Genomic DNA, 16,654 nt, shown 5'->3' with positions numbered 1-16,654 from the left:
CTCCCCACCACTCCCGGTAGAACGGACAAAAGAACGGAAGAAGACCAGGGAGCACAGCCCCCCCAAACCCCCCCGCGCTCCCCCCCCCCCCCCGCCCGGGCCCCCCCCCCCGCCCGGGCCCCCCCAGGACGCGCAGGTGCGGTAGGCCCGCGCCTGCGCGAAGCAGGTCAGGCAGATCATGCGGGTTGGGACCTCGGCCTGAAGGGCGCACGGCTGTGGGCCGGTGAGGTGCCGGCAGACCTGCAGCGTGCCGTCGTCGATGGCACGGCCCATGGCCGCGATGGAGGTCTGCACCCAGGCTGGGGCCGCCCCGATGTCGACGGCCGGGCCCCTACGTACGCCTGCCACAGTGAGCAGTTGGTCGATATCGGCGCTCGCCGCAGTGAGCTGGTCGTCGATGGCGGTCAGCGCCGGGTCTTGGTCCTGCACAGCGCAACCTTCGGGGCGTCCAGGGGCGGGCAGTGCTCGACCTCGGCCATGTACGGGGTGAGGGCCCGCAGGACGCGGCCGGCCACCTCGCGCCCGCAGACGGTACACAGACCCCGTTCGATCCGGTCCTCGGCCGCGACCGGTGTACCGCCGACGGCGCTCACTCGGCGGTCCGTCGGGCCGGACCGGTCTGGTAGTTCGCGTTCTGCACCTTTCGGCGGATCCACTCGTGGGCGGCGGACTCGGAGGACAACCAATCGGTGGCCGGGTAGCCGGTCACCAGGTCCAGGACGACCCACTGATCAGGGCGGCCCGCCGGTCGCTCCACCCGCTCCGGGCGGTAGCGGGCTGCAACGCGCTGCCGGCAGGTCAGCCCGTCGCCGCACGACACCCGCGCGATCACGAGGCTGCCGTCGTTCAGGCTAACCGTGACGTCGATGATCTCGTCGCCGTTCATTCTGTGTTCCAGCTCGCTCGCGCTGCGGCTGCCAAACAGCCGCTTCATCGCCCACATCTGGAGGCTGTCCATCGGCAGCTCGCGTACCGTCAGCCACAGGATGTCCAGTGCCTGCAGTGCCGGCGCGGTGACCGGCTCCAAGTGGCCGTCCACCGAGACCGTGAGTTCGTCGGTCAACATGCCGTCTCCTTGCACTTCGGGTGAGCCGCGACCGGCCAGCCGAGCGGCGCCGTGGTCGGGCCAGTCGACGTGTAGACGTGACCAGCCGCTACCAGAGGCGGTTCGGGCGAGCCACAGTCGATACACGCTTCTCCGTGGAGTCGAGCGGGGCTTATTGACCCCGGTTCGACAACCTGTGGCGTCGGTGTCCCTGTCACGCCTCTAAGCGTCCCTGTCGGGCACCCCCGGAAGTGCCACAACCTGTGGCACCCCCTTTTACAGAGCCCTGGCCCACCGAGCGAAAGCGAGCAGTTGCTCGTCCCGGCCGCGCGACAGCCGAACCATCGTGGCCAACTCCGTCCGCACCTGACCGTGTTCGCGAACGTGTTGCGGGGCGATTTGCCTCGCGACCAGCAGTGATTCCTTCGCGTGCTGCGGTTGCCCGAGGAGCATCTGGGCCCGGCCGAGGTCGATGTAGTAGTGCGACCGGCGCTCAGCTGGCAGTTCGCGCGGTGGTGCCCAGCGGGCCGCCGCCACCACCGCGTCCTGGAGATCCTGCGGCTTGCCCAGCTCCACGGCCACCGAAAGCCGGTGGACCTCCAGGCTGTCAGGCCCGACCGCCGTACCGTTGTAGAGCCGCTCCCGCACCCGGCTGGCCAGCGCCTCGGCGTCTCGCAGGTGCTCACGCGCTTCGTCCGCGCGCCGCATACGGCCGGCAGCGACCGCCGCGCGCATGTGCAGGGCGGCAGCAGCCGCAGCGAGCGGCTCCGTCGTCGGGGCTGGCATCCGGTCGACGGCGGTCCGAAGCAACCGCAAGCCAGGGCCGAGCTGGCCGACAGAGAAGAACGTCTCCATACGTACGTACGCCGCGGCGGCTTCGAGGGCGGGATCAGCGGCGATCGATGCCGCCCATCTCATCAGCTCGATCAGTCGGCCCGAGAGGTCGCCGTAGCCGTACTTATAGGCCACCGCGTCCGCCGACCTGATCGCCAGCGCGAGGAGGCGGGCGGCCCGTTCGCGGTCAGTTCCCCGAGCCTGGTCCACTGCGCGGAACAACTCGCTGAGCAACTGCGGCATCTGTTCGGCGAGATGTGCGTACCGCGACTGCACGCGGTCCTCGACTGCCCGTTCGACGTCGGCCGCGAGTAGCGGCAGCGACCGGACCGGGCCGTCCTCCGGCAGGTCGTACGCGGCGATCGCGCGCTGCAGGGTGGGGATGGCGTCGTGCACCCGGCTGTCGGTACGACCGGGGCCGTCCAGCAGATCCTCCGGAGTGCGGTCGAGAGCACGGGCCAGTGCCTCCAGGATTCCGTCACCCGGGGACCGCTCGCCGCCTTCGACCTTGCGGATCGTGCTGTACGAGACGCCGGACAACGTCTCCAGCTGTCGACGCGTCAACCCGCTGGCCAGGCGGGCGGTTTCGATTCGCTGACCGAGTGCGGTGGCGGTGGTTACGGGCATAGTGTGGCTCCGTTCCGTGGTCGCAATCGGAACGGTACCGGCGCTTGTATGGCGTCGGGCGGATTCGCCCCGGCGGTCACGCCGCCGGGGCGGTCCTGCTACTGGCCGACCAGCACCTCGGCCAGTTCGGTCAGCGAGTTCACGGTCCAGTCCGCAGTGGGCGCGGTCGACGTGAGCCCGATCGGACCGCGGCGAAGGTGCGCGGCTCGGAGGCCGGCAGCCTGGGCAGGTGTCACGTCGTTCGTCGGATGGTCGCCGATGTACACGATCTCGTGAGGTTCACCAGGCGCCCACGCCGTCACCCGAGCGAAGAAGCCGGGGTTCGGCTTGGACACCCCCCACTCGCCGGACGTGGCGATCGCATCGGCCGGCAGGTCGAGGTCGTACAGCAGCTCGGTCACCGCGGCGTTCTGGTTGCCGGCGATCCCGACCCACAGCCCCGCTTCCCGGAGTCGGGCCAGCGCCGGACGGACGTCCGGGTAGAGGTCGGCCTCGTCAAGGTAGTCGCCCTGGCCAACTGCCTGCCGGGCGCGCCACTCGGCGGCCACGTCCACACCCGGGCGTACGATGCGGATCGCGTCGGCATTGTCCCGACCTTGAGCCAGTACGGCCCCGACCAGGGCCGACATCGTGTGCGTGGGAACGTGAAGCCAGCGGGCCCAGCCGCCCCAGTACCGGGTATCGCTGGTCAGGGTCTCGCCGATGTCGAACACCACAGAGCGGATGGGCATGGACCGAGCCTACGCCCGACCCGGTCATCGGCCCCGCGCTCGCGGGGATTGCTCCAGCCCGATCACCGGGTACTGCACCACCGAAGGATCGGCCCCGCGCTGGCGGGAATTGCTCAACTCTGTTCACGGTCGGCGTCCGCGTGGGGTCATCGGCTTCCCAGTGGTGCCTCTTACTGCCGATGAGGGCGGTCGCTGGCGAGTTCCTGCCACGGGTCGTAGGAGGCCTTCGGGTCCTTGCGCTCCTTCGAGGTCCGCTTGGTGCCCTTGGCCTTGTGCGGGCTCTTGCGGGCCTGTGTCTGCCTGGCCGTGTCGGTGCTGGCGGTTGGGGAAGACCGCGAGCCCTGCTGCGTCCCGCGTAGCAGGGGCCGAGGCGGCGCCGTTACAGCGGGCCCGGCTACCGTAGCGCTGCCCTGCCTACGTCTGCCGACGCGGCTCCTCGGCAGCGCCCGCGCCGCACGCGTGCGGTGCCCAACTGACGGCCGCGTGGCGGAGGAGGGTGAGTGCCTGCTCGGAGGGGGAGTTGGCGGGGGTGGTGCACACGATGAGCGCCTGGTCTGGCGAGCGGGCGATGGACAGGGTCTGCTGGGTCACCGTGACCGTGCCGACGACGGGGTGGTGCAGCTCGTAGGACGAGGCGTCGCACGGCACTACGCGGTGGTCTGCCCACAGGGCGACGAACTCCGGGCTTTTCATGGTCAGTTCGCCGATCAACTCCGCGAGCAGCGCGTCCTCCGGATGTCTGCCGACGGCGATGCGCAGGTTGCCGACCACCGCGCGCGCCTTGCGTTCCCAGTCCGCGTACAGCTCCCGGCAGTGCAGGTCGAGGAAGAGCATCCGGCTCATGTTCGGCCGTCGGGCCGGGTCGTCCGGGCTGAGGAGGTCGAGGTGGCCGGCCAGCAGGGCGTGTCCGAGGGTGTTCCAGGCCAGGACGTCGGTGCGGCGGCCGAGCACGATCGCGGGGACGCCGTCGACGGCGCGGAGGAGGTCACGGGTTTCGTCGGCGAGCTTCTCGGGCCGTGGGCGGCGTGGCCGGGGCGTGTGGCGGGCGGTGTCGGCGAGCCGGTCGAGGTGGGCGCGTTCGTGGGTGTCGAGCAGGAGGGCGCCGGCGATGGCGTCGAGCACCTCGGCGGAGGCCCCGCGGGACAGGCCCTGTTCCAGCCGGGTGTAGTAGGAGACGCTGACGCCCGCGAGTTGGGCCAGTTCTTCGCGCCGGAGCCCGGCCACCCGTCTGCGGGGCCCGAGGTCGCGCAGGCCGACGTCCTCGGGCCGCAGCTGCGCCCGCCGGGCTTGGAGGAAGGCGCCGAGTGGGCCTGGTCCGTTCATCGCCCCAGTATTCGACGGGCGGCCCGGTCCCTGCCACACCCTGCGAGGGGTAGGACAAGCCGGGAGTGGCTGGTGCCCGTCCGGGTGTCCAGGATCGATCTCAGTCGGCCGCCGATTCGGCCGCGTATCCCGGACCCGAGGACGGACCTCATGGATCAGGACATGAACCAGAACATCGATCACGACATGGATCAGCACATGGGCCAGGACCCCGAACAGATCACCTTGGGCGACGTCACCGTCACCCGCGTCAAGGAGTTCTACGGCTCGGCCGGGCTGACGCCGGGCCAGTTCTTCCCGGACAGCCCCGACGGCTCGTGGGACGAGCACCGCGACTGGCTGGCGCCCGACTTCTGGGACCCGGAGACGGACGAGTGCCGTACGGCGATCCAGTCCTGGCTGCTGCGCAGCGAGGGGCGCACGATCCTCGTGGACACCGGCGTGGGCAACCACAAGGACCGCCCTTACGCGCCGGTGTGGAGCCGCCTGGACACCGGCTACCTCGACAACCTCGCCGCCACCGGGGTGCGGCCCGAGGACGTCGACGTCGTGGTCAACACCCATCTGCACGTCGATCACGTGGGCTGGAACACCCGTCTCGACGGCCGGGACTGGGTGCCGACCTTCCCGAACGCCACGTATCTGATGCCCCGGCGGGACTTCGAGTTCTGGGACCCGGCCAACGGGCACAGGAGCGTGTTCGGCCGGGGGAACCAGAACGTGTTCGAGGACAGCGTCGCGCCGGTCCACGCGGCGGGGCTGACGCACCTGTGGGAGGGGACGTACCGGATCGACGGGAACCTGCGGCTCGATCTCGCTCCCGGGCACACTCCCGGCTCGTCCGTGCTCACCCTGGAGTCCGGCGGCGACCAGGCCTTGTTCGTCGGGGATCTGGTGCACACCGCGTTGCAGATCGCGGAGCCGGAGACCAATTCCTGTTTCTGCGAGGACCCGGCGGAGTCCCGCGCGACCCGGCGCAAGCTGCTCGGCCGCGCCGCCGAGAACAACGCGCTCGTCCTCCCGGCGCACTTCGGCGGCCGGGGGGCGATGGAGGTCGCGCGCAGCGGGTCGAAGTTCGCGGTCAAGGAGTGGGCGGGTTTCTCCCGGATCTCCTGATCTCCCGATCTCCCGACCTCCCGACCTCCCGACGTCCCGACGTCCCGACGTCCCGTCCGAAGCTCCCCCGATCGATGTCCCCTTCGCTCCCTTCCAGAGAGGAAGTCATCCCGTGCCCCGACAGGCAGATCCGGTCGTCGAAACCCCGGCGGGCGCCGTGCGCGGCGTCCGTGACGAGTCCGGTGAGCGCTTCCGCGCCCTCCCGTACGCGGCGGCGCCGGTCGGTGCCGGCCGGTTCGCCGCGCCCGTACCGCACCCGGGCTGGCCGGGTGTCCGTGACGGCGGCAGGCCCTCGCCGACCGCCCCCCAGCCGGCCCGGGACTTCGGCCGGCTCGACATGAGCCCCTACTTCGGGCCGGGCTGGGTGCCCGGCGAGGAGTACCTGACCGTCGACGTCCACACGCCGGCCGCCGACGGGGGCGGGCGCCCCGTCATGGTCTTCGTGCACGGCGGCGGGTTCGTCACCGGCTCGAACCGCGCGGCGCTCTACGGCGGCGGCGCGTTCGCCCGCGACGGTGTCGTCCTGGTGACGGTGAACTACCGTCTCGGCGTGCCGGGGTTCCTGGAGCTGGCGGGCGCTCCGGCCAACCGCGGGCTGCTCGACGTGCTCGCCGCGCTCAGGTGGGTGCGGGGCTCGGTGGCGGCCTTCGGTGGCGACCCGGGGAACGTCACGGTCTTCGGCCAGTCCGCGGGCGCCACGCTCGTCGGCGCGCTGCTCGCGACTCCGGCGGCCGCCGGTCTGTTCCGGCGGGCGATCGTCCAGAGCGGCAACGGCTGCGGCGCGTTCACCCCGGAGCAGGCACAGCGGGTCACCGCCGCGGTGGCGGCCGCGCTGGGCGTCGAGCCGACCGTGGAGGCGTTCGCCCTGGTCCCGGACGAGCGTTTCGTGGCGGTCCTGCCCGCGCTGGCCGGCCTGGATCTGCGGACCGACGCCGCTTCGGACCCGCTGGCCGGGCTCAGCCCGTTCAGCCTGGTTCTGCCGGCGCAGCCCGCCGACGCCCTCGCCGACGGCCCGGCCGCCGACGTCGATCTGCTCATCGGCACCAACACCGAGGAGGGGCACCTCTACGTCGTCCCGCAGGGCGGTCTGGAGTCCACCACGGACGCCGACGTGCTAGCCGTCGCCGCCTGGGTGCACGCGGACCCGGAGGCCGCCCTCGCCGCGCACCGCGCGGCCCGGCCGGGCGCGACACCGGGCGAGCTGCGCTCCGCCGTGCTCGGGCGGGCCCTGTTCGAGGCCGGTACGGCGCGTCTGGCACAGGCCCACGCCCGGATCTCGGGCGGCCGTACGCACCGCTACTCGTTCGGGTACCGCTCGACGGCTCTGGGCGGGCGGCTCGGCGCCGCCCACACGGTCGAACTGCCCTTCGTGTTCGACGTCGCCGACGAACCGTGGCTGCACGGGGACACCGGGCTGCTCGGCCCCGACCCCGCCCCGGCGGGGCTCGCAGCCCGGGTCCACGGTGCCTGGGTCGCGTTCGCCGGCACCGGGGACCCGGGTTGGGCCGCCTACGACCTGCGGCGACCCGTGGCGGAGGCCTTCGGCGGCTGAGCGCCGCCAGCGACAGCCGGGGACCGCGGGGACCGCCGGGAACCGCCGGGAGCCGCCAGGAACCGCCCGAGACATGGCTTCCCTGAGGCCGGACGGGAGGAAATCCGGTCGGCTCGACGGCCGCCGACGCATAGTCTGGCCTCATGGCCCATGCAAGGACCTCGTACGTCTGTCTGCCCTGCCGGGCCTCGTACAAGCAGCCCTACCCCGGGACGCACGAACGGCGCTGCCCGCGTTGCACCGAGGCTCTGATCCACGTCGGGTCCGCCTTCGCGGCACCGCGTCGACGGGACGCCGCCGGTTGGCGGACGCTCTCCGTGCTGCTGCACGCGGGGGTCCGATTCCACAAGGGCTGCTGCGGTGGCCCCGGCTACCGGCCACGCACGCTCGGCGAGGTGCGCGAACGGATGGCACACGCCCGGCTCACCGGGGAGCCTGCTGCCCGTGTGCTGGTGCGCCGCGAGCTTCCCTGACGAAGCTGTCCCGCACGGGCATTCAGGTCTGGGCGAGCAACGGCGTTCCTCCCTGGCTCTGGTGAGGCTGGCCTGGGGCCCTTGGATCTCCCCGCGACCGCCGCTGTCGCGGGTGGTCGCGGGGCGCGGTCAGGCGACCAGGCGCAGCCAGGCTGCCGCGAGTGCGGCGTGGCCGGCGGGCGTCGGGTGGACGCCGTCCTCGGACCAGTGCTCCGGGCCGGCCGTGGCGGCGAGTTCGGCGAACATGCCGTCGGCGGCGAGCAGGTGCGCGCCGTAGGTGCGGGCGAGCTTGCGCACGGCCTGGATCTTGGGGTCCAGGTCGGTGCGCCATTGCCGTCGTTCTTCCGCTCCGATGAGGGCGGCGCCGGCCTCGATGACGCCGTGGATCGGCAGGAGGAACGGCTCGATGAGGATCAGCTGCGCGCCCGCCTCGGCGAGGGGCGCGAGCAGGCGGTCGTAGCCCGCTTCGAACTCCTCCGCGGGGATCACGCGCCCCTCCGGGTCCAGCGTGTGCCAGCCCATGTCGTTGACTCCGACGAGGATCGACACCACGTCCGGTCGGGCGTCGAGCACGTCGGTCTGCCAGCGGGCTTCGAGGTTCATCACCTTGTCTCCCGCGTTCCCGGTGTTCAGCCAGGTCACGGTGCGGTCCGGGTGCCGAAGTCCCCACTCTCCCGCGACGCGCAGCGGGTAGCCGTAGCCGAGGCCGTCTTCGCTCTGCAGCCGCTGGCAGTCGGTGATCGAGTCGCCGGTGAACATCACGGTGCTTCCCGGTCGGATGGTGATCGTCATGTGCGCTCCTTGGACGTGGACGTGGACGTGAATTCGGCTGATGTGAACGTGAATTCGGGTGAGGAGGGGCAAGGCCGGACCTCTCGAAGGTGTCGGACCTCGCCGTCATCGGGCTGACAATCACCGGCACGCCACCGTCATCGCGCTGACGGCCCCCGAGGCCGGTGGGCCGCCGCCACCCGGACCGGTGGCTTTTCTGCTTCAGTCGAAGGTTCAGAGGATTCAGCAGTCGCGGATCCGACAGCAGAGACCGCGAGACCGAGGTGCGGATGACGTCCAGCCCAGTTCCCAGTCCGTCCGCCGGTTCCTTCCCGAGCCCGCCGGAGCGTACGTCGGGCCGTTCGTCGGGCCGTTCGGCCGGCCGTCCGCCCGCGCCCGGTGCGGTCGCGTTGTCCGGGGTCAGCAAGGCGTTCGGCGTGGTCAGCGCTGTGGACGGGATCGATCTGGAGATCAGGCCGGGCGAGTTCTTCTCGATGCTCGGGCCGTCCGGGTCGGGCAAGACCACGGTACTGCGCATGATCGCGGGCTTCGAGGCGCCGAGCGCCGGCCGGGTGCTGGTGGGCGGGGTCGACGTCACCGGATTGCCCGCGTTCGACCGCGACGTCAACACGGTGTTCCAGGATTACGCCCTCTTTCCGCATCTGTCGGTGTGGCAGAACGTCGAGTACGGGCTGAAGGTCAAGCGGGTGCCGCGGGCGGAGCGGGCCGCACGGGTGGCCGAGGCGCTGGCGAGCGTGCAGTTGCCCTCCTTCGGTGACCGGCGCCCCGCCGAACTGTCCGGCGGGCAGCGCCAGCGGGTCGCGCTGGCCCGGGCGCTGGTCAACCGCCCGTCCGTACTGCTGCTCGACGAGCCGCTCGGCGCCCTCGACCTGAAGCTCCGGCTGGAGATGCAGCTCGAACTCCAGCAGATCCAACGCGAGGCCGGGATCACCTTCGTCCTCGTCACCCACGACCAGGACGAGGCGCTCACGATGAGCGACCGGATCGCGGTCCTCAACGCCGGCCGGATCGAGCAGGTCGGCACTCCCGCCGAGGTGTACGAGCGACCGGCCACCGCGTTCGTGGCGGGCTTCGTCGGCACCTCGAACCTGCTCCGGGGCGCCTGCGCCGAGCAGGTCTTCGGCCGGCCCGGGACGTACTCGGTGCGCCCCGAGAAGATCCGCATCGCCCGTCCGGACGACCTGACGGGGCCCGACGAGTACGGCGTCACCGGGACGATCGGCGAGGTCGTCTACGCCGGCGCGCAGACCCGCTTCCTGGTCGACCTGGCGGCGGGCGGGCGGCTGGTGGCCGTCCGGCAGAACCTCGACGGCTCCGGTCTCGACGCCTCCGGTACCGACGCCTCCGGTGCCGATGTCTCCCGCCGCCGGGGGGCGAGCGTCCTCCTGGCCTGGCGGCGACAGCACACCGTCCGTATCAACCCTTGACCCGCGTCAACTCCTGACCCTCAACCCTTGACGAACAACCCTTGACGAAAGCGATCGAGTTCATGAGCACCACACGCCCCCTACGCCGCCGGACCCTGCTTCGCCGCCCCGTCCGCCGCCGCCCCGTCCGCCGCCGCCCCCTGAGCGCCCTGGCGGCCGCGGCCGCCCTGCTGCTTCCCGTGGCGTGCGCGTCGAACTCCGGCGGCGGCGGCACGGGCAGCGGGTTCACCGCACCGGACATCCCCGCGCAGAAGTCCCTCGGCCCGGGCGAGGGCACCGTCAACATCGTCGCCTGGGCCGGCTACGTCGAGTACGGGCAGGACAACAAGGCCGTCGACTGGGTCACCCCGTTCACCCGGCAGACCGGCTGCAAGGTGAACCTGAAGGTGGCGGGCACCTCGGACGAGATGGTCGCGCTGATGAAGACCGGCCAGTACGACACCGTCTCGGCTTCCGGCGACGCGACGCTGCGCCTGATCGCGGGTGGCGACGTCGCGCCGGTCAATACCGCGCTCGTCCCCAACTACGCCGATGTCTATCCCGGGTTGAAGAACCGCCCGTGGAACTCGGTCAAGGACGTGCCGTACGGAATCCCGCACGGGCGCGGCGCCAACCTGCTGATGTACAACACCGACAAGGTCACCCCCGCGCCGACCTCCTGGGGTGCGGTCTTCACCCCGGACTCGCCCTACGCCGGGCACCTCACCGCGTACGACAGCCCGATCTACATCGCCGATGCCGCGCTGTACCTGATGAGGACCAAGCCCGAGCTCGGCATCAGGAACCCCTACGCCCTCACCTCCTCCCAACTGGACGCCGCGGTGGCGCTGCTCAAGGTCCAGAAGAAGCAGGTCGGTTCCTACTGGAGCGACTACACCAAGGAGCAGGCGGCGTTCGACTCCGGCGACGCCCTGATCGGCACCACCTGGGAGGTGATCCAGCGGGCGGTCGCCGCCGAGGGCAGGGTGAGGACGCAGGCGATCCTGCCCGTCGAGGGTTCCACCGGCTGGTCCGACACCTGGATGGTCTCGTCGCACGCCCAGCACCCCAACTGCGCCTACGCGTGGATGGACTACATCGTCTCGCCGTCGGCCAACGCGCAGGTCGCCGAGTACTTCGGCGAGGCCCCGGCCAACTCGAAGGCCTGCGCGCAGATCACCGACAACCCGGGCTTCTGCGCCGACTACCACGCCACCGACGAGAACTGGTGGAAGGACGTCTACTACTGGACGACGCCCACCGCGCAGTGCGCCGACGGCAGCGGCCGCGACGACTGCACCGCGTACGCCCAGTGGGTCACCGCCTGGAACGGGATCAAGAGCTCGTGAGCGCCCCCGCCGCGGCACGCACCCCGGCGCACACCGACGCGCGCACTCCGACGCGCACCCCGATGCGCCGGTTGGCCGGGCTGCTGGACCGGCGCCCCGGTCTGCGGCTCGCGGCGCTGCTGGCGGCGCCGATGACCTGGCTGGTGCTGGCGTACCTCGGCTCGCTGGCGGTCCTCCTGCTGTCCGCGTTCTGGAGCACCAACGCGTTCACCTCCGCCGTCGAACAGCGCTGGACCGTCGACAACTTCCGGTCGCTGCTGACCGATCCGCAGTACCGGACGGTCGCCGTGCGCACGCTGGGCATCGCGGTGTCGGTGACGGTGATCGACGCGGTGGCCGCCCTCCCGATGGCCTTCTTCATCGCCCGGGTGGCCCGGCCAGGGAGCCGGCGCCTGCTGCTGGTGGCGGTGCTGACGCCGCTGTGGGCCGGCTACCTGGTCAAGGCCTACGCCTGGTGGGTGATGCTCAGCCACGGCGGTGCCCTGGACTGGGTCGCCGCCCCCTTCGGCGGGCACTCCCCCGGTTTCGGCGTTCCGGCGGTGGTCATGGTGCTCGCGTACCTGTGGCTGCCCTACATGGTGCTGCCGCTGTGCACCGCGTTCGGGCAGCTGCCCGACAGCCTGCTCGCCGCGGCGGCGGACCTCGGCGCCGGCCCCTGGCGGACCCTGCGCACGGTGGTACTGCCGCTGGCCAGGCCGGCGCTCATCGCCGGGTCGGTCTTCACCTTCTCGCTGAGCCTGGGCGACTACCTGACGGTGCAGATCGTCGGCGGCACCACGTCCATGCTCGGCAACGTCATCGCGTCCAACGTGACGCTGAACCTGCCCCTGGCGGCCGCGGTGTCCTGCGTCCCGGTGCTGCTGATCGTGGGCTACCTGCTCGCCGTGCGCCGCACCGGCGCGCTGGACAGTCTGTGAGGCCGAGGCCCTGATGCAACTCTCCCGCGGTGCCCGGATCCTGCTCCGGACGGCGACGGCCCTGGGGTTCGCCGTCATCTACGCCCCGCTGCTGCTGGTCCTGGTGAACTCCTTCAACGCCTCGCGCTCCTTCGCCTGGCCGCCGTCCGGCTTCAGCACCCGCTGGTGGACGGCCGCCTGGCAGGAGACCGGGCTGCGCGAGGCGCTGGCCACGTCGCTGAAGGCCGGGCTCGGCGCGACCGCGGTGGCGCTGGTCCTGGGCACCATGGCGGCCTTCGCCGCGACCCGGTACCGGTTCTTCGGCCGGCAGTCGGTCTCCTTCCTGCTGATCCTGCCGATCGCCCTGCCCGGCATCGTCACCGGCATCGCGCTCAACGCCGCGTTCCGCACCGTGCTGACCCCGCTCGGGGTGGGCTTCGGCCTGTTCACCGTGGTCGTCGGGCACGCCACCTTCTGCATCGTGGTGGTGTTCAACAACGTGTCGGCGCGGCTGCGGCGCATCGCGCCGTCGGTCGAGGAGGCGTCGGCGGACCTCGGGGCGGACACCTTCCAGACCTTCTGGTACGTCACGCTGCCGGCCGTGCGCAGCGCGCTGCTCGCCGGGGCGCTGCTGGCCTTCGCGCTCTCCTTCGACGAGATCGTGGTGACCACCTTCACCGCGGGCCCCGGCACCCGGACGCTGCCGCTGTGGATCTTCGAGAATCTGGCCCGGCCCAACCAGGGCCCGGTGGTGGACGTCGTGGCCTCGGTGCTGATCGTCCTGGCGGTCGTGCCGGTCTACCTGGCGCAGCGCCTGTCCGGCGAGCCGCTGGAGGGGCGCGGCCTCTGAGTCGGCACCGCCGAGGAGAGGCGCCGTTGACATCGTCGTATCCTGGATTACGCAGGCTGCCTGCGGGTGTCGGAGGCCCTCCCCCGACGGCCACCGGCCCTGTTCACCGTGTCACGGCGCTGTTCGCGCTTCCGCGGCAGCGTGCACGTCTTCGAGACGAAGCGCTCAGGAGTGACCATGCTGACTGGCATCAGGTTCCCCTCGCAGGAGATCGGTTCGGATCGTGCGGTCATCCGCGATTGGGCCCTGCAAGCGGCCGGGACCGGCTTCTCCTACCTCGTGGTGAACGACCACGTGGTGGGGGTGGACCCGGACTCGCGGCCCGACTACGGCGCCCGGTTCCCGGGCGGCGCGCAACGGACGGCGGCGGCCTACTCGATCAACACCGCGTTCCACGAGCCGCTCACCACCATCGCCCATCTCTCGGCCCTCTGCCCGGACCTCGGCTTCTCCACCGGCGTCCTGGTCTGCCCACAGCGGCAGACGGCGCTCGTCGCCAAGCAGGCCGCACAGGCCGACATCCTCAGCGGCGGCCGGCTGCGGCTCGGGATCGGCGTGGGCTGGAACCCGGTCGAGTACGAGGCGATGGGCGCCGACTTCCGGACGCGCGGACGGCGGATCGAGGAACAGGTGTCGCTTCTCCGGGCCCTGTGGACCCGTCAGATCGTCGACTTCGAAGGCGACTTCGACCGCGTCGTCGGTGTGGGCCTCGAACCGCGGCCGCTCCAGCAACCGATCCCGATCTGGATGGGCGGGTGGAGCGACATCGTGTTGGACCGCATCGGACGGATGGCCGACGGCTGGTACCACGGAGGCGAGTTCAAGCCGGACGTCCCCCAGAAGATCGAGGCGATCGCCACCGCCGCCGAGCGAGCCGGTCGCCGGGCCGACGACATCGGAGTGGAGGGCGCGGTCGAACTCCGGTACGGCCTCGAAGGGATCGAGGAGCGGGCCCGGAGGTGGGCGGAGGCGGGCGCCACACACCTGGTCGTCGACCCCATGCACGCCGGGTACCACGGCGGCGAGCACCTCGACCACCTGGCCCGGATCGCCCAGAGGCTGCCGCTCCGGGCCTGAGCTCACGGATTCCGGCGAGCCCCGGGCCTGAGCTCACGGATTCCGGCGAGCCCCGGCCTGAGCTCACGGATTCCGGCGCCATCGACGGGGCACGGGCGACAGAACGGCATCCGGAAGCTGGACCGGTGCCGCTACGACCCGTTCGGCCCCTGCGGGCGGGCGACGCCGCCACGCGGGCGCGCGGCCACCCGCCGGGAGGCGGCCGTGGGGGTCGCCGCCGGGTGCCGGGGCCGCGCCGGATTCCGGCGGCGCGGCCCCGCTCAGAACGAGCACGCTACGGCAGCTGCACCGGGGTGAAGGTGCCGGCCGGGGTGTCGGCGAGGGCGCCGTTCATGGCGTCGCGCCAGATCGGGCCGGCCAGGGTGCCGCCGAAGGCCTGGCCCACGACGGTGCCGCCGATGCGCTGGCCGTCCAGGGGCTTGGGGTTGTCGGTGTCGCTGACGACGGTGGCCCCGGCCATCTCGGGGGTGTAGCCGACGAACCAGACCTGGCGGCTCGCGTCGGTGGTCCCGGTCTTGCCGGCGCTGTCGCGGCTGCTGAGGCCGGCGGTCTGGCCGGTGCCGTCCTCGACGACGCCCTTGAGCATGGCGGTGACGGTGTCGGCGGTCGTGTTCGACATCACGGCGGAGCAGTTCGCCTGCGGCACCGCGAGCTGCTTGCCGTCGGGGCCGGTCACCGAGGCGATGGCGGTCGGCGCGCAGTAGGTGCCGTGGGCGGCGAAGGCCGCGTAGACGCCGGCCATCTCCAGCGGGGTCAGGTCGTTGCTGCCGAGCGTCATCGACGGGACGACCTGGAGCTTCTCACCGCCCGCCTGCTGGGTGATGCCGAGCTCGTTGGTCATCCGGGCGACGTTGCAGAGCCCGGCGTCGCCCTCCAGCTTGGCGAAGTAGGTGTTGACCGACTGTGCCATGGCCGTCTTCATGTCGAACTGGCCGGTGAGGCTCTGGCTGTCGTTGTGCACCTGCCCGGCCGAGGGGAACCGGCCGCCGGAGCAGTCCGTCATCGCCGGCCACGGGATGCTGTAGTCGGTGGTGTAGCTCTGGCTCGGCGAGATGCCGTTCTCCAGGGCCGCCGCGGCGACGATCGGTTTGAACGTCGAGCCGGTCGGGAAGCCGAGCCCGCCGCCCATGGCCTTGCCGACGTTGTAGTTGATCTGGGTCTGGTGCTGCTTGCCGTCGACGCCGTACGGGCGGCTCTGGCCCATCGCGAGGATCTTGCCGGTGCCCGGCTCGACGATGCTCATCGCGGTCGCGGCCTGGTCGCCGGCGTTCACGTGGGCGGTGACGGAGGCGTAGAGCGAGGCCTGGGCCTTGGGGTCGAGCGTGGTGTGGATCTGGAGGCCGCCGCGCTTCCACACCGCCTGCCGTTCGGCCGCCGACTTGCCGAAGGCCGGATCGGTGAGCACCGTCTGGCGCACGTAGTCGCAGAAGAAGCCCTCGCCCTGCTTGGCCAGGATGCAGCCCTGCTGCGGCGCCTGGACGTTGAGCCCGAGCGGGGTCGCGATGGCCTGCTGGGCCTGCTCCTTGGTGATGTGCCCGTACTCGGCCATCTTGCGCAGCACGGTGTCGCGCCGGTCCTTCGCCGCGGTCGGGTTGACCGTCGGGTCGTAGCCGGTGGGCGACTGCACCAGGCCGGCGAGCAGCGCGGCCTGCGGCAAGGTGAGGTCCTTGGCGTGCACGCCGAAGTAGCGCCGCGCTGCCGACTCGATGCCGTAGGCCTTCTCCCCGAAGAAGGTGATGTTCAGGTAGTTGGTGAGGATCTGGTCCTTGCTCAGGGTCTCCTCGACCTTGATCGCGTACTTCAGTTCCTGGATCTTGCGGCCGATCGTCTGGCGCTGTGCCTCGGCCACCTTCTGCGGGTCGTCGCCCGCCTCGTCGACGAAGACGTTCTTCACGTACTGCTGGGTCAGGGTGGACGCGCCCTGCGCGGTGCCGCCGGAGGTGGCGTTCTTGTCCAGGGCGCGCAGCACGCCCTTGAGGTCGATCGCGCCGTGCTCGTAGAAGCGGTTGTCCTCGATGTCGACGAGTGCGGTCTTCACCAGCGGGGACATCTGGTCCGCCGGGACGACGGTGCGGTCGCGGTCGTACACGGTGGCGATCGTGCCGCCCTGCGCGTCGAGGATCGTCGAGGCCTGTGAGAGCGCCGGGGTCTTGAAGTCGTCGGGCAGGCTCTGGAAGTCGTCGGCCGCCGACTGGGCGCCGAGCCCGACGGCCGCCACCGCGGGCAGGGCTATGCCCGCCGCCACGATCCCGGCGATCACGCTCACCCCGATCAGCCGCGTTCCGTGCCCCAGTTTCCGCATCTCCATCGCCTCCCGCTTCTCCGCCATGTCGTGCGCGACCCTACGGGCGCGTCATGAGGAACTCCTTGGGACGTGGGCCCCGCCGTGTCACAGCCGCGTGACAACCTGCCGCGCCACCGCCCCCGTGCTCCCGGCGCCGCCGGCAGACCCGGCCGCGCCTTGATCACCTGGACCCGGAGGTGCGAAGTCTCGGAACACCCCGTGCGGCTTGAGCGAACTCCCCGTAGCCCGTCATTCAGACGGCAGAATTGACACTTCCTGCCGTATGCGCCCGAGAGCGC

Annotated in this window: 15 protein-coding genes; 8 read left to right on the top strand and 7 right to left on the bottom strand. The window is 71.5% G+C overall.

Features of this window, described 5'->3' with window-relative positions; genetic code table 11:
• Positions 1-404: 404 nt before the first annotated feature.
• The 5 genes from AC07AL_RS08295 to AC07AL_RS08275 all read right to left on the bottom strand — a co-directional run bounded on the left by AC07AL_RS08295 (position 405) and on the right by AC07AL_RS08275 (position 4,560).
• Positions 405-593, bottom strand: coding sequence for a hypothetical protein (locus tag AC07AL_RS08295; protein ID WP_363583339.1), 189 nt, complete (start codon positions 591-593; stop codon positions 405-407).
• Positions 590-1,066: a hypothetical protein gene (locus AC07AL_RS08290; RefSeq protein WP_363583337.1), complete on the bottom strand. Its 477-nt coding sequence runs from the start codon at positions 1,064-1,066 to the stop codon at positions 590-592. The genes AC07AL_RS08295 and AC07AL_RS08290 overlap by 4 nt, the downstream gene beginning before the upstream one ends.
• Positions 1,067-1,321: 255 nt before the next feature.
• Complete coding sequence (locus tag AC07AL_RS08285; protein WP_363583335.1) at positions 1,322-2,506, bottom strand: helix-turn-helix domain-containing protein; 1,185 nt, start codon at positions 2,504-2,506, stop codon at positions 1,322-1,324.
• A gap of 98 nt (positions 2,507-2,604) precedes the next feature.
• Positions 2,605-3,237 (bottom strand): HAD family hydrolase, encoded by a 633-nt coding sequence (locus AC07AL_RS08280; RefSeq protein ID WP_363583333.1) that lies wholly within the window; start codon positions 3,235-3,237, stop codon positions 2,605-2,607.
• 414 nt (positions 3,238-3,651) lie between these two features.
• Entirely contained in the window at positions 3,652-4,560 is a 909-nt protein-coding gene (locus tag AC07AL_RS08275) for a helix-turn-helix domain-containing protein (protein WP_363629946.1), read from the bottom strand.
• Between the two features lie 198 nt (positions 4,561-4,758).
• On the opposite strand from AC07AL_RS08275, the gene AC07AL_RS08270 reads away from it, so the two are divergent.
• The 3 genes from AC07AL_RS08270 (at position 4,759) to AC07AL_RS08260 (ending at position 7,701) form a co-directional block, all read left to right on the top strand.
• Entirely contained in the window at positions 4,759-5,676 is a 918-nt protein-coding gene (locus AC07AL_RS08270) for an MBL fold metallo-hydrolase (protein WP_363619891.1), read from the top strand.
• A 112-nt stretch (positions 5,677-5,788) separates the two neighbouring features.
• Positions 5,789-7,228, top strand: coding sequence for a carboxylesterase/lipase family protein (locus AC07AL_RS08265; RefSeq protein WP_400808441.1), 1,440 nt, complete (start codon positions 5,789-5,791; stop codon positions 7,226-7,228).
• Positions 7,229-7,371: 143 nt separating this feature from the next.
• A complete protein-coding gene (locus AC07AL_RS08260; RefSeq protein WP_363629942.1) occupies positions 7,372-7,701 on the top strand; it encodes a deoxyxylulose-5-phosphate synthase in 330 nt (109 codons plus the stop codon).
• A 129-nt stretch (positions 7,702-7,830) separates the two neighbouring features.
• Here AC07AL_RS08260 and AC07AL_RS08255 read toward each other — a convergent pair whose 3' ends face one another.
• Entirely contained in the window at positions 7,831-8,493 is a 663-nt protein-coding gene (locus AC07AL_RS08255) for a GDSL-type esterase/lipase family protein (protein WP_478317207.1), read from the bottom strand.
• 416 nt (positions 8,494-8,909) lie between these two features.
• On the opposite strand from AC07AL_RS08255, the gene AC07AL_RS08250 reads away from it, so the two are divergent.
• From AC07AL_RS08250 to AC07AL_RS08230, 5 genes are all read left to right on the top strand, one after another.
• Complete coding sequence (locus AC07AL_RS08250) at positions 8,910-9,920, top strand: ABC transporter ATP-binding protein (protein ID WP_400808448.1); 1,011 nt, start codon at positions 8,910-8,912, stop codon at positions 9,918-9,920.
• Positions 9,921-9,982: 62 nt separating this feature from the next.
• Positions 9,983-11,248, top strand: a complete 1,266-nt coding sequence (locus AC07AL_RS08245) for an ABC transporter substrate-binding protein (RefSeq protein ID WP_400808451.1) — start codon at positions 9,983-9,985, stop codon at positions 11,246-11,248.
• A gap of 62 nt (positions 11,249-11,310) precedes the next feature.
• The gene (locus tag AC07AL_RS08240) at positions 11,311-12,165 is read left to right on the top strand and encodes an ABC transporter permease (protein WP_363630080.1); all 855 of its coding nucleotides are present in this window, start codon (positions 11,311-11,313) and stop codon (positions 12,163-12,165) included.
• Positions 12,166-12,178: 13 nt separating this feature from the next.
• On the top strand, positions 12,179-12,994 hold the full coding sequence (locus AC07AL_RS08235; RefSeq protein ID WP_363583321.1) for an ABC transporter permease: 816 nt from the start codon (positions 12,179-12,181) through the stop codon (positions 12,992-12,994).
• A 177-nt stretch (positions 12,995-13,171) separates the two neighbouring features.
• Positions 13,172-14,071, top strand: a complete 900-nt coding sequence (locus tag AC07AL_RS08230; RefSeq protein ID WP_363629932.1) for an LLM class F420-dependent oxidoreductase — start codon at positions 13,172-13,174, stop codon at positions 14,069-14,071.
• A 274-nt stretch (positions 14,072-14,345) separates the two neighbouring features.
• On the opposite strand, the gene AC07AL_RS08225 is transcribed toward AC07AL_RS08230, so the two are convergent.
• Complete coding sequence (locus tag AC07AL_RS08225; RefSeq protein WP_363629930.1) at positions 14,346-16,400, bottom strand: transglycosylase domain-containing protein; 2,055 nt, start codon at positions 16,398-16,400, stop codon at positions 14,346-14,348.
• Positions 16,401-16,654: the final 254 nt, after the last annotated feature.

This window comes from Kitasatospora sp. NPDC043949, from assembly GCF_056435365.1.
Note: the sequence above shows the minus strand (reverse complement) of the source record. Positions and strands in the feature narration are given on the sequence as shown.